The sequence below is a fragment of the Geothermobacter ehrlichii genome (assembly GCF_008124615.1).
GTDB classification, from domain to species: domain Bacteria; phylum Desulfobacterota; class Desulfuromonadia; order Desulfuromonadales; family Geothermobacteraceae; genus Geothermobacter; species Geothermobacter ehrlichii.
Genome location: NZ_VNIB01000005.1, coordinates 47,418 through 59,635, shown reverse-complemented (window position 1 = coordinate 59,635; position 12,218 = coordinate 47,418). Strand labels below are relative to the sequence as shown.

Annotated in this window: 13 protein-coding genes; 9 read left to right on the top strand and 4 right to left on the bottom strand. The window is 63.0% G+C overall.

The genetic code is table 11. From position 1 onward, the window contains the following. Nucleotides 1-8 precede the first annotated feature (8 nt). On the bottom strand, nucleotides 9-590 hold the full coding sequence (locus EDC39_RS06815; protein ID WP_148895639.1) for a transcriptional regulator: 582 nt from the start codon (nucleotides 588-590) through the stop codon (nucleotides 9-11). Nucleotides 591-1,357: 767 nt separating this feature from the next. On the opposite strand from EDC39_RS06815, the gene EDC39_RS06810 reads away from it, so the two are divergent. Next, on the top strand, nucleotides 1,358-1,831 hold the full coding sequence (locus EDC39_RS06810; protein ID WP_148895638.1) for a hypothetical protein: 474 nt from the start codon (nucleotides 1,358-1,360) through the stop codon (nucleotides 1,829-1,831). A 110-nt stretch (nucleotides 1,832-1,941) separates the two neighbouring features. Further along, nucleotides 1,942-2,367: a DUF2784 family protein gene (locus tag EDC39_RS15815; RefSeq protein WP_148895637.1), complete on the top strand. Its 426-nt coding sequence runs from the start codon at nucleotides 1,942-1,944 to the stop codon at nucleotides 2,365-2,367. 184 nt (nucleotides 2,368-2,551) lie between these two features. On the opposite strand, the gene msrA is transcribed toward EDC39_RS15815, so the two are convergent. Next, nucleotides 2,552-3,166 carry a peptide-methionine (S)-S-oxide reductase MsrA gene (msrA, locus tag EDC39_RS06800; protein ID WP_148895636.1) on the bottom strand — a complete coding sequence of 205 codons (615 nt, stop codon included), beginning with the start codon at nucleotides 3,164-3,166 and terminating at the stop codon, nucleotides 2,552-2,554. 97 nt (nucleotides 3,167-3,263) lie between these two features. Between msrA and EDC39_RS06795 the strand changes: the two genes are divergently transcribed. Then, nucleotides 3,264-4,475 carry a GNAT family N-acetyltransferase gene (locus tag EDC39_RS06795; RefSeq protein WP_148895635.1) on the top strand — a complete coding sequence of 404 codons (1,212 nt, stop codon included), beginning with the start codon at nucleotides 3,264-3,266 and terminating at the stop codon, nucleotides 4,473-4,475. Nucleotides 4,476-4,557: 82 nt separating this feature from the next. Further along, the gene (locus tag EDC39_RS06790; protein ID WP_148895634.1) at nucleotides 4,558-4,779 is read left to right on the top strand and encodes a hypothetical protein; all 222 of its coding nucleotides are present in this window, start codon (nucleotides 4,558-4,560) and stop codon (nucleotides 4,777-4,779) included. A gap of 6 nt (nucleotides 4,780-4,785) precedes the next feature. Here the strand turns inward: EDC39_RS06790 and EDC39_RS06785 are convergent, their stop codons facing one another. Then, the gene (locus EDC39_RS06785) at nucleotides 4,786-5,034 is read right to left on the bottom strand and encodes a hypothetical protein (protein WP_148895633.1); all 249 of its coding nucleotides are present in this window, start codon (nucleotides 5,032-5,034) and stop codon (nucleotides 4,786-4,788) included. A gap of 26 nt (nucleotides 5,035-5,060) precedes the next feature. Next, nucleotides 5,061-6,770, bottom strand: a complete 1,710-nt coding sequence (locus tag EDC39_RS06780; RefSeq protein ID WP_148895632.1) for a DUF6178 family protein — start codon at nucleotides 6,768-6,770, stop codon at nucleotides 5,061-5,063. A gap of 199 nt (nucleotides 6,771-6,969) precedes the next feature. On the opposite strand from EDC39_RS06780, the gene EDC39_RS06775 reads away from it, so the two are divergent. From EDC39_RS06775 to EDC39_RS06755, 5 genes are all read left to right on the top strand, one after another. Continuing rightward, nucleotides 6,970-7,704 carry an outer membrane lipoprotein-sorting protein gene (locus EDC39_RS06775; protein ID WP_148895631.1) on the top strand — a complete coding sequence of 245 codons (735 nt, stop codon included), beginning with the start codon at nucleotides 6,970-6,972 and terminating at the stop codon, nucleotides 7,702-7,704. Nucleotides 7,705-7,707: 3 nt separating this feature from the next. Beyond that, on the top strand, nucleotides 7,708-8,928 hold the full coding sequence (locus tag EDC39_RS06770; protein WP_148895630.1) for an ABC transporter permease: 1,221 nt from the start codon (nucleotides 7,708-7,710) through the stop codon (nucleotides 8,926-8,928). After that, nucleotides 8,921-10,171 carry an ABC transporter permease gene (locus EDC39_RS06765; protein ID WP_148895629.1) on the top strand — a complete coding sequence of 417 codons (1,251 nt, stop codon included), beginning with the start codon at nucleotides 8,921-8,923 and terminating at the stop codon, nucleotides 10,169-10,171. Before EDC39_RS06770 ends, EDC39_RS06765 begins: the two co-directional genes overlap by 8 nt. Before the next feature lie 105 nt (nucleotides 10,172-10,276). After that, nucleotides 10,277-10,963, top strand: coding sequence for an ABC transporter ATP-binding protein (locus EDC39_RS06760; RefSeq protein WP_148895628.1), 687 nt, complete (start codon nucleotides 10,277-10,279; stop codon nucleotides 10,961-10,963). After that, a complete protein-coding gene (locus tag EDC39_RS06755) occupies nucleotides 10,960-12,150 on the top strand; it encodes a hypothetical protein (RefSeq protein ID WP_148895627.1) in 1,191 nt (396 codons plus the stop codon). The genes EDC39_RS06760 and EDC39_RS06755 overlap by 4 nt, the downstream gene beginning before the upstream one ends. Nucleotides 12,151-12,218: the final 68 nt, after the last annotated feature.

The following is a 12,218-nucleotide window of genomic DNA, read 5'->3' as shown; positions in this document are numbered from 1 at the left end:
CCTCTCCTTCAGACTTCTCCCCGCAGCAGCTTCTCCAGGCAGTCGGGGCAGTAACCATGAGTGAATCTCATGTCGTGGTGGGTTCTGAAGTACTGCTCCACTTCCGACCAGGACTCCTGGTCGTCGCGGATCTTCTTGCAGACCGAGCAGATGGGCAGCACTTCCCACAGGCCGGACAGCTCGTCGATATCCTCCAGCGACAGCAGCACCAGCTCCTGCCCCTGGTGGCGAAAGGGGACGGCCGTCAGCAAAGTATAGAAGGCGACAACCTTTTCGCCGCGGCGAAATTCGAGCATGGCCCGACTGCGGCAGGTCTTTCCCTCGCGCCGCGCCCTTTTGACCGTTTCCCGGATAACACAGGTGCGGCAGCACTCGGCATGGCCGCAGCCGGGGGAATTGGGGTTGTAGTTGATGCAATTCAGCACGCCGGGCCGACTGGACAGCTCTTCCCGGCTGCCATCGACAACCTGGCTGGCGGACCGGTTGAAGGCCAGAACCTTCAGCTCGTCCGCCACCACCATCAGCATCGCCGGGCTGGCATCGAGCATCGCCTGCAGCAACCCTTCCCAGTTCCGGTCCCGACTATCCATTGACCATCTCCTTTGAGACACGGACAGGCCCCGAAAAAAACAGAAGGCAGCCGCAACCGATCCCCCAAGCGACTGCCCATGCACTTTCCGATTTTGGCTGAAACCTGAATCAGTGAGTTCATGCCGGATGGCAAGTGCAAGCGCCTGACCTGAATGGGCTTTTCAAAAATCGTCAGGCCACCCATAGATTCGCCGGCGATTTCTGGAAACTTCAGGCAGGTCAATTGAGGTGTGGCTATCCGCCGGCGATGGCTCACTGATTCTGGTGAGAGCCCCTCCGGCCCTTCGCAGCCCTCTTCAGACGCTCACTTGTCTGGGCATCGAAGATGTCATCCCTGCAAAACGGAAAGGACGGGAACCTCACCTTTTTATTGATTTTACCATTTTACGCCGGGCATGGCGGTTAGAAGATATTTAGGCATTCACCCGTCCAGCGGACTGCAGGCGGACAAGAAGATCCGGCACCTCACCCAGACCGACCGTTCAGGATCAAACCGACCGTGATCGACGAAAGATTGACATGCCCTAAGAAGTTTTCTAGTCTGACAAACAGCTTTCTACAGCACGCCGGGGAATCCAGGAGGGGGGATATCCACGCACCACCAGCATCAAGCCGCCAGCCGGCCTCTCCTTTCCTTTAATTTTCGATAGCCATAGCCGTTTTATAGGCATTTTACAGGCTGTTCCAGCATATCCGATAACACGGAATCTTTTGTATCCGATATAAAAGATTTCGCCTATTCCCTGTTATCTTTCGGAGAATGAAAATGCTAGATCAAATTGAGCAGTGGATTGACCAGACAAACTCTGCGTTTCTAGCACGGAGAGTCTGCTGTGATCGTTTTTCCAAAGTTTTCGAAGGATTCTATTCAGTTTCATTTCTCAACAATGCCTTTTTTGTGGTTGTCGACAAAATTCCAAAACCTGCCTTCCCCGAACTGCGGGAAATGGGGCTGGATGATTTTATAGACATGGATATTACCGGCATCACCTATAAAAATACTTATTACATTCTCCCCCACGTTATTAACAACATAAGGCTTCATTTTCACGAACTTGTTCACGTAGCACAGTGGAAAAAGTTAGGCACCAGAGGCTTCATTGAACGCTATATACGTGAAATACAAAATTACGGTTATGATAAAGCACCGCTGGAAACAGTTGCATACTTTCTAGATAACCACTTTGTTAACATCGGTAAAAAGTTCGATATTCCGAGTTTCATTTCGGAAAAAATATAACAACTCAATCAACCGAACTGTAGTACCAGGGGCGGTTTTCGAAAAGGGCCCTGCTAGTTTGAGTCAGTACGTCGCAGCCGGTTAACCTAGATCCGTTAGAGGGGGCCCAAATGGATTCATCGACAGTCATCCTACTGGCAGCAGATACAATCTTGCTGCTCCACGTGCTATTCGTTGCCTTTGTTGTGATTGGCCTGGTGCTTATATTTGTCGGTAAAGCTCGTGCATGGTCCTGGATCCGCAATCCCTGGTTTCGGTTAATACATCTTGTAGCAATTGGAGTGGTCGTCATTCAGTCGTTGATCGGCGTTATATGCCCGCTCACTACAATTGAAATGGAACTACGTTCACGGGTCGGTGATACCGTATATTCCGGTTCTTTCATATCACACTGGCTGGAAAATATTTTGTACTATCAACTTCCACCATGGGTCTTTGTCGTTTGTTATATGACATTCGGTGCTGTAGTCTGTGCCAGCTGGTTCTGGATCCGTCCGCGAGGTTTCAGAAAATCCAAAAGTCACCACGCCCCCTAACACTTATCAGCCACCCGGCCGTCAGGAGTAAAAAAAGTCCGTTAACGCAAAAGAGCAGCCCTTTTCGTTCGTTGACAAGCGACTGATTGTACAGAGATAGTTATCATCCGACACTTCCGCCCCTGGCGGGATGACGAACTTCCGCAGCCTCTTTAGTTCGTACCGCTCTTTGGCGTTTCGCCCGCTACCGCTTTCCCCAGACCTTCTGCAGGTACTCGTCGCGCCCCGAGCCGCTGCGATAGAAATAGTAGCGCAGGGGGCTCTTGCGATAGTAGTCCTGGTGGTACTCCTCGGCCCGGTAGAAGGTCGAGGCAGGCATAATTTCGGTAACGATCGGTTTTTCGAAACGGCCGCTGGCAGCCAGGCGCACCTTCGAGGCCTCGGCCAGGCGTTTCTGTTCTTCATTGTGATAGAAGATGGCGCTGCGGTACTGGTCGCCGCGATCGACGAACTGGCCGCCGGCGTCGGTCGGATCGATGTTCATCCAGAAGACCTCGAGCAGCCGCTCGTAACCGATCCACTCCGGATCGAAGCTTATCTGCACCGCCTCGGCATGGCCGGTGCCGCCGGCCGACACCTCGCGGTAGGTCGGATTCTTCACGTGACCGCCGGTGTAGCCGGAGATGACCGCGATCACGCCGTCGAGCTTTTCGAACGGATGCTCCATGCACCAGAAACAGCCGCCGGCGAAGGTCGCCACCGCCACGTCCTTTCCTTTCATCGGCGCCCCGCTCTCCGCCGCCAGGGCCGGCGGCGAGAACGCCAGCAGCAGCAAGGCGAGTCGCAAGATGTTCTTCATGGTCGCTCCTTCGGCGCCTGCCCCCCGGTCGGCGCTCTTTGTTCCACTTTATCACCTTCGGCTTGTGCATGCGGTTAGAACGTGCTAAAGAGCAGGCATGGCCGCCCTGACACCGACCACAACCCCTGACACGCCTCCCGTTCCCGACGGCCGTACAACCCCCGTCCGGCTCTGGCTGCTGATCTTCTTCGCCGTGCTGTTCTGGTCGGGCTGGCATCCCTACGATCGCTACATCTGGGTGCTGGAAGCGGCGCCGGCGATCTTCGGCCTGCTCCTGATCGCCCTGACCCGCCGCCGCTTTCCTCTTACCCCTCTGGTCTACTGGCTGATACTTGCGCACGCCATCATCCTGATGGTGGGCAGCAAATACACTTACGCCCGGGTTCCGCTGTTCGACTGGCTGAAAGACGTCCTGGAGCTGGGGCGCAACCACTACGACAAAGTCGGCCACTTAGTCCAGGGCTTCGTTCCGGCCCTCATCGCCCGCGAAATCCTGTTGCGCCTGTCGCCGCTGCGCCGCGGCGGCTGGCTCTTCTTTCTGGTGACGACGGTCTGTCTGGCGTTCAGCGCCTTCTACGAGCTGATCGAATGGTGGGTAGCCGAACTGTCCGGCACCGCCGCCACGGCATTTCTCGGCACCCAGGGCTACGCCTGGGACACCCAGTCGGACATGCTGCTGGCCCTGATCGGCGCCATCCTCGGCCAGCTGCTGCTCGCCCGCTGCCAGGACCGACAGCTCGGCCTGGAACCGCCGCGGCAGCCGGCAACAAAAACGGACGGCCGGACCGGACCGGACGCCGGCGTCCTGATCCGGCGCGCCGGACCGGACGACTGGCAGGCGGTTGTCGCCATCTACAACCAGGCGGTGGAAGAGCAATTCTGCACCGCCGACACCGAACCGGCCAGCGTGGAGAGCCGCCGCCTCTGGCTGGAAACCCACCTCGACAGACGCTATCCCATTCTGCTGGCCGAAGCCGACGGCCGCGTCCTCGGCTGGTGCAGCCTCAGTCCCTGGCGACCGGGACGCCGGGCGCTGGCGGGCGTCGCCGAGGTCAGCTACTATCTCGACCGCTCGGCTCGCGGAAGGGGGCTGGCCTCCCGGCTGCTCACCGAAGCCATGCGCCAGGCCCGCAACCTCGAATTTCACACCCTGATCGCCATTCTGATGGACGTCAACCAGCCGAGCCAGCGCCTGCTGGAGAAACACGGCTTTGAGCCCTGGGGACAGCTGCCGCAGGTTGCCGTCTGGCCGGACGGCTCCCGCTGCGGACAGCTCATCTACGGACGCAGGCTTTCACCGGACTCCTGACTGCGGCCGGCAGGGAATCTGTTAAGCCGGAATCAGGATGAAGACAGACAAAGGAGATGAAGACAGACAAAGGAGGAGTGCCGTGAAACGATCGCTGTCGACCCTGCTGGCGTTGCTGGTCCTGCTCCCCTTCGCCGCCCGGGCCGGTGACGAGCTTCCGCCGCCCGAGATCGAGGTGCGCGGCACGGCGGCGCTGGAGACCACTCCCCAAAGACTGGCGGCGACGGCTCCGCCGGTGACCGCGCCGCAACAGCTGCAGGTCAGGGCCGAGGTCCGCCTGGTCTACGCCATCGGCAACCGCTGAGGCGGCTCATTCAAGGGCCTTTTCGGTCTTGTGGATCATGCTCTTTTTGGCATCGATGCCGGTATCCAGCCCCTTGCCGAGATACTGGACGATGAGAAAGACGCCGGCGACAAAGAGCAGCAGGCCAAGCAGCTGAAAGAGCAGCTTGCGGCGAAAGAAGAAGAGCAACAGCAGCAACCCGCCGCCGACGGCGACGGGAAGGGGCCAGCGCTGCCAGAGCGCCAGCGCCTGGTCGAGCATGACCTGAAAATCCACTTTCCTCTCCTCCTTCCCCTCCGCTCTCAGGCCGGCTCGGACAGCCGGACCAGGATGCCGCCGACAAAGCGCGGATCGAGGTCCGCCGGATCGATGTTGCAGAATTCCTCATCCCAGACCGCCAGGCACCAGTCGGCGAAGGCTCCGCCCCCCGCCAGTTCGGATTCGAACCTCTCCACCAGCCGGCGGCGCAGCTCGGGATCGAGCTCGCCGTCGCGGCTGATCAGCCCGTGCAGGGTGGCGAGCTCGGCCGCCGGCAGCGGCAGCGGCAGAAAATCACCGCCCAGCAACTGGTTGGCCAGCGCCGTCAGAAAGAAGACTGACAGGGAAATCTGGCTGGCGTCGTCGATCTGACAGCCGTCCAGATCGAGTTCGTCGGGCGGTGGCAGTTCGAAGGGAAGAACCTCCTCGAACAGGCGACGCTGCCCCTCCAGCCGCTCGAGACATTCCTCGACCTGCCGCAGCTCGGCCAGGCGGGCGAAAGGCCGGAAGCCGCCGCGGCCGGCCTCGATCGCTCCTTCCCAGCACTCCGGCCGCCGGCGACACAGGGCGTCGAGCAGGGCCCGGTAGGGGGCGTCGATGTAGGGGGCGATGCTGCTGGCGGCGAGGGCGCGGGCACGCCGCGCCAGCCGCAGCACCAGGCTATGACCGTGGCGGAAAAGATATTCGAGATAGCAGCCGTTGAAGAGGTGCGCCGCCTTTTCGACATCCTGCCCCGCCAGGGATTCCAGGGCCAGGTTGAGGGTGGCGTAGAGCCGCCGCAATCCGGCATCGACCTGGCGTGCATCACCGATGTCGATGCCGTCGGCCACGAACATCTTGTTCAGCAGGTAGGTCAGCTCCCAGGCTGTCTCCTGGTCGATGCCGCCGGCCAGCACCTCGGCCAGCAGATCCTTCGGGGTCACCCGCACCAGCAGGTAGCCGGGGGCCCGCACCTCGGGATCGAAAGCCATGGGCACGGTCCGCCGCCAGGCGTCCGGATCGGCCCTGTCGGGATCGAGCCAGGCGTAGATGACCTGCGCCTCGAACGGCTCGGGGAAGCCCTGGTCGAGCAGCCGGCCGTTGCGCCAGCGGAACACGTCCTCCTCCAGCGCCGATTCCGGCTCACCGCGCACCGTCTCCATCAGCCGCCAGTAGACGGCCGGATCGTGCCGGAAGAGGAGGTTGAGCAGATACCCGACCTGCTTGGCGGTTTCGCTGTCGCGGTATTCGATGCCGTAACCGCCGTCGCGGGCGATGAGGGCCTTGCGCTCCTCTTCGTCCTCGATATCGTCCGGGGTGTAGGTGACCCGGACCCACTTGCCGACCATCAGGGCCAGCAGCTCGAAATCCATGCCGGTCAATACCCTGAGAACCTGCTCGTCGCCGGCCTCGGCCAACGCCGCCAGCCAGGCCAGGGCATCCTTCCCGTTCAGCCGGTCCTGCGTCCAGCAGTCGAGATCGATCAGCCCGGTTACCTGCTCGGGAGTGGCCAGCGCCAGCAGCTCGGTCATGTCCTCAGGGCCGAGCTCACGGGCCAGCAGATAGATCTCCTGAAGCGGCAGCCGCTCGACAATGGCCGGCGCGTCGGCCGCATCGATGATCAGGTCGTACTTCCTCTTGCCGGAAGCCTCCTGTACCAGTGCCAGGCGCTCCTCGAACGGCAGCGCGTTGTACTCCTTCGCCGTCAGGCGGGACGGTTTGCGCAACAGGGCGAGATGCCCCACCCGCCGCGTGGTTTCGTTCTTGCCGGTCATGAATCTCCTGTCATCCTTGGCAGGGCATGAAATTCGTGACAGGGCGTGGAAAAGCGATGAGGGCAGGCCATAGCTTTTCGACGTCCTGTTCGTCGATGAGGCAATCTAATGCAGGGGGAATGCGAGGTCAAGCACCCGGCCGCCGTTTTCCTGCTATAATCACCCCGTCACCCTGAAACGTTTACTTTCCGAACCGGCCATGACGCGATCCATCCAGCTTTTGCTGTTTCTGCTTCTACTTGTGCCCCCGACGGCGTCGGCCATGGACATGCGCCAGCTCATCCGCGAGGTCGAGGACCAGTACATGGGCGTTTCCTCCGAGGCGATCATGGTCATGCAGGTGCGGACCGCGCACTGGACCCGCACCACCGAGATGCACGCCTGGTCCCTCGGCCGCGACCATTTCCTGGTGCGCATTCTGGCGCCGGCGAAAGAGCGCGACGTGGCGACCCTGAAGATCGGACGGGAGGTCTGGAACTACCTGCCGAAGGTCGACCGCACCATCCGCATCCCGCCGTCGATGATGGGCGGCTCGTGGATGGGCAGCCACATCACCAACAACGACCTAGTCAAGGCGGCGCACATCGACGAGGACTACGATTTTCGCCTGCTGGCCGAAGACGCGCAGACCTGGACCATCGAGGGCCTGCCGAAGCCAAACGCCGCGGTCATCTGGGGCCGGATCGTCTATCGGGTGGAGAAGAAACGCCGGGTGCCGGTACAGATCGACTATTTCGACGAAGAAGGCGTCAGGGTCCGCAGCATCGGCTTCGACCGGGTCACCAAGATCGGCAACCGTCAGATTCCCCTGCGCATGCGGGTACAACCCCTCGACCAACCGGACGAACAGACCGTCCTCGAATACCGCAAGCTGCGTTTCGACGTCGACATCGACCGCACCTTCTTCTCCCGCCGGCAGCTCAGAATGCCCTGACCCATGCTGCTGGCCACCGCCTACCGCAATCTCTGGCGCAACCGCCGCCGCACCCAGCTGACCCTGTCGGCCATGATTCTCAGCTCGTCACTGCTGATCCTCGCCCTGGGCATCTTTTCCGGCATGCTGGACGACATGCTCGCCTCGGCCACCGAGCAGTACCACGGTCATGTCGTCATCTCGGCCCGGGGCTACCAGGACAGTCACGATCTCTACGCCACCCTCGACCCCGTCCCCCTGCTCGAAATTCTGCGCCGACGACCGGAGATTCTCGGCTTCTCTCCGCGCCTGCGCGGCTTCGGCCTGGCTTCCGGCGCCAAAGCCAGCCGGCCGGTCGAACTGCTCGGCGTCGACCCGGGGGCCGAAGTGCGGGTCACCACCCTGTCGCACCAGCTCGAACAGGGCGCTCCCCTGAATGCCGGCGGCACCGGCCAGGCTCTCATCGGCAGGGGACTTGCGGAAAAGCTGGGTCTGAAAGTCGGCGACAGCCTGGTTCTGTTCACCCAGGCCGCCGACGGGTCGCTGGCCAACGACCTGCTGCGGATCACCGGCATCTTCGCCACCGGCGACAGCCGACGGGACAACAATCTCGTTCTCTGCCAGCTCGCCTGGCTGCAGAACTTCCTGGTTCTGCCCGGACGGGTGCACGAAATCTCCCTGCGCATCGCCGATCCGCTGGAAGCCGAAAAGACGGCGGCGGCACTGCGCACCCTGGTCGATCCGGAGCTCGAAATTCTCGACTGGGGCCGGCTGCTGCCGGAGATGCGCGAAGCCGTCGCCTCCTTCGACGTCAGCCGCATGATCATCGTGCTCATCCTCTACGCCGCCACCGCCCTCGGCATCCTCAACACCTTCTTCATGTCGGTGCTCGAGCGCAGCCGGGAATTCGGCATCCTCTCCGCCCTCGGCATGCGCCCGCGGCGTATCCTCTCGCTGATTCTGCTCGAGGCCGGCCTGCTGGGCCTGATCGGCCTCGCCGGCGGCACGGCGCTGGGCCTGCTGCTGACCTGGCCCATGGCCGCCGTCGGCATCGACCTTTCGGCAACCCTGACGGCGGTCACCTACGGCGGCGGCACCATCCTGCCCCGGCTGCACGCCGAGTTCGTCGCTGCCAATTTCTGGCTGCCGGCCCTGAGCCTGTTTCTGGTCAGCCTCGCCGCCGGGCTGCCTCCGGCCCGGCGCGCCGCCCGGCTGAAACCGGTGGAGGCGCTGCGTCATGACTGACCTGAAACGCGCTCCCCTGCTGCACCTGGCCTGGAAGAACATCTGGCGCAACCGCCGCCGCACCCTGATCACCCTGGCCGCGGTCGCCCTGAGCGTCACCCTGGTGCAGGCCTTTCACAACCTCTCGCACGGCGTCTACCGACAGATGATCGACAACGGCGTGCGGGCCGGCAGCGGCCATCTCGCCATCTACCACCGGGGCTATCTGCAATCCCGCGACGAACGCCTGCTCTGGTCCCCGAAAAGGCTGCCGGCCGATATCGCCGCCCTGCCCGGCGTGACCGCGGTGCTGCCGCGCATCTACCTGGCGGGGCTGGCCCAGTCGAGCCGCGAAAGCCGCGGCATCGTCCTGACCGGCGTCGATCCGGCCGCCGAACGGGCGGTCAATCCCTTTCTGAAACAGCGGATTGCCGGAGAGCCGTTCAGCCGGGCGGACAGCCGAAAGGTGATCATCGGCGAACGGCTGCTGCGTGAACTGAAGCTGAAACCGGGGCAGAAGCTGGTGATCACCGTGCAGCGGACCGACGGCGAGCTGGCCAGCGAACTCTTCCGCGTCGGTGCCGTGATCCGAACCGGCTTGCGGGAGATCGACGGCAGCCTGGTCATGGCCGGACGCGAACGGGTGGCGAACCTCGCCGGCCAACCGGGGACGATCCACGAACTGGCCGTCATTCTCGACACTGCCGAACGCGACCGGCAGGTCGCGCCGGCCGTCGCCAGCCTGCTCGAGGGCCGCAACGAACTCGGCCTGGTCCCCTGGGACCTGGCCATGCCGAATTTGGCCAACGCCATCAAGCTCGACTACGCCAGCCAGAAATTCATCTTTCTGATCATTCTGCTGATCGTGGCCATCGGCGTGGTCAACACCCAGCTGATGTCGGTCATGGAACGCCAGCGGGAATTCGGCGTCCTGCTCGCCATCGGCAGCAGCCCGGCGCGACTGCGAAGGCTGGTCCTGTTCGAGGGGCTGCTGCTCGGCGGTTTCGCCGGTCTGGTCGGCTCGCTGCTCGGGGCGCTGGCCACCCTCTATCTCGCAGAAATCGGCATCGACCTGCGCCGGTTTCTGCCGGAAAACCTCGAATTCGGCGGCGTCGTCTTCGACCCGGTGCTGCGCGCCACCTGGGATTTCGGCTACATGCTTCGCATCGCCGTCTACGTGGTCGTGCTGTCGCTGCTGGCGGGCCTCTACCCGGCCCACCGGGCCGGGCGAATCAGGCCGGCGGAGGCGATGAGGAAGGTTTGAAAAGGAGGGGGATGTCAAATCGGCGAAAGGCGAAGGGCTGATGGCCCTTTGCCGATTTCAGCCTGTTACTTGCAACCTGCAGCTTGCGGCTATATTCTACAGACCATGCCCCTGATCGAACTCGACAAGGTCGGCAAGACCTACCGCTCCGGCAACCGCAACGTTCCGGCCGTGGTCGATTTTTCGACCCGCATCGAGGCCGGCGAATTCACCGTGCTGGCCGGCCCGTCCGGCAGCGGCAAGACCACCCTGCTCAATCTGATCGGCTGTCTCGACCAGCCGACATCGGGACGGGTGCTCATCGACGGCCAGGACGTCGGCAGCCAGTCGACGGCGAAGCTCGCCGACTTCCGGCGCGATCACATCGGCTTCATCTTCCAGTCCTACAACCTGATTCCGGTGCTGACCGCGCTGGAAAACGCCGAATTCACCCTCATGCTGCAGGGCGTTTCCCCGGCGGAACGCCGACGGCGGGTGATGGAGATCTTCGAACGCCTCGGCATCGCCGGCCTGGAAAACCGTCGCCCGGACGATCTTTCCGGCGGCCAGCAGCAGCGAGTCGCCGTGGCGCGGGCCATCGCCGCCAGGCCATCGCTGGTTCTGGCCGACGAACCGACCGCCAACCTCGACTCCACCAACAGCCGCGAACTGCTGGAGCTGATGCGCCAGCTCAACCGGGAAGACGGCATGACCTTCGTCTTTTCTTCCCACGATCCGCAGGTCATTGAACGGGCACGGCGGGTCATCACCCTGCGCGACGGCCGTCTGATCGAGGACCGACGGCGGCCATGATCCGCGCGGCGGCGATCCTGCTGCTGTTTTTCGCCGTCGGCGGCACGAACGCCTTCGCGCAGCTGCAAGGCGTCGCCAAAGTCTTCGGCCTGCGGCAGCCGCACGCCGCCTCCGACCAGCTGCCGCAGGCGACCCTGCTCAGCGGCAGCCTGCGTCTGGGCACGACCCTGCGACCGACAACGGACTGGTCCCTGGAGCTGGCCGCCGAACACTTCCGCAGCTTTGCCTCTCCCCCGTTTCCGGCCGGCGATCCGACCGCCAACGCCAACCGGCGCCTCGACCTGGAAACCGCTCACGACACCAGCGGCCACGGCCGCGCCTACACCGCCGTCGACCGGCTGCGCCTGAACTGGGAAGGGACCGACAACGCCCTGAGTCTGGGCAGGCAGGCGATCGGCTTCGGCCGCATCGTCCTCTTCTCTCCCCTCGACGTTGTCGCGCCTTTCGCGCCGGATGTCATCGACAGCGAGTTTCGCCCCGGCGTCGATGCCATCCGCATCCGGCATTTTCTTCCTTCCGGCGACGACCTCGGGCTGCATCTGGTCTTCGGCCGGGAAGCACGCCTGAACAGCTATCTGGTATCGGGCAGCGGCCAGGTGGCGGGCATCGATCTGCTCGGACTCGCCGGCAGCCTGCGAGACCGTCCCATGGCCGGCGTCGGACTGGCGGGCGATCTCGGCGGTCTGGGCTGGCGGGTCGAAGCGAGTCTCTTTCGTGGCCGGCGGGTCGGACGCACCGGCGGCGACCCGAAAGAGACGTTCGGCCTGGCCGGGGTCGAACTCTGGTACCGCTTCGCCGGCGACCTGTCCCTGCTGGTCGACTATCTCTACAACGGGGCCGGAACCGGCAACCCGGAAGACTACCCCAGGGTCTATGCCTCCGCCCCCTTCGCCGAAGGGATGATCTTTCTCGCCGGCCACCACTACCTGCTGGCCGCTCCCGCCTGGCGGGCGCACCCCCTGGTCGAACTGCGCGGCCTGCTGATCTGGAACCTGGGCGACGCCTCCTGGCAGCTGCGTCCGCTGACGGTCCTCTCCCTGGCCGACAACCTGGAGCTGCAGCTCTTCTGGACCCTTTTCCGGGGCGAGAAGCCGCGCCAGGCCGCCCCACTGCCGGTGGCCGTCCCGCGCAGCGAATTCGGCCAGTTCGAAGACAGCGGTGGCCTGTTTCTGGCCTGGCATTTCTGACCTCCGCGCAAATTGTCACCGGGAGACGATTCAGGACCATTCCCGACCGGAACGCAGCCCGGCCCGTC